The organism is Mesorhizobium sp. M4B.F.Ca.ET.214.01.1.1, from assembly GCF_004791545.1.
Lineage (GTDB): Bacteria > Pseudomonadota > Alphaproteobacteria > Rhizobiales > Rhizobiaceae > Mesorhizobium > Mesorhizobium abyssinicae.
Genome location: NZ_SRUX01000141.1, coordinates 1 through 355, shown reverse-complemented (window position 1 = coordinate 355; position 355 = coordinate 1). Strand labels below are relative to the sequence as shown.

Annotated in this window: 1 protein-coding gene; it reads right to left on the bottom strand. The window is 63.4% G+C overall.

Translation table 11 applies throughout. The features are described from left to right. Positions 1-70: 70 nt before the first annotated feature. On the bottom strand, positions 71-355 hold a 285-nt coding region (locus EN857_RS33650), incomplete at its 5' end, for a transposase (protein WP_145972044.1).

Sequence of the window (355 nt, the reverse complement as noted above, 5' to 3'; positions counted from 1 at the left end):
GAGCGGGAATGGGTTCTGGTTTGGAGTTTCAGGCGGCAATTCAGCCCATTGGGCTGGATTGCGGACGCACCTATGGCGTGATGGCAGCCCATCGGCGCATGTTGAAGGCGATCGCCGCCATCATCACCTGGGCCGTGGCCTTGGCCAGTCCGACATAGCGGATCATCGTCAGCCTCATGCGGTTCTTGAGTGTGGCGAAGGTGGTCTCCACTGCCGCCCGTCGCCTGGCAATCAGCTGGTTATAATGCTTGAGCCGCGCCGGCAGTGGGTGGTGCTTGTTGGGACGGCGTGCAATGCGCGGCCTCTTGCCTTCGGCCTTGAGCCGGGCACGGCGGGCATGCGTGTCGTAGGCAGC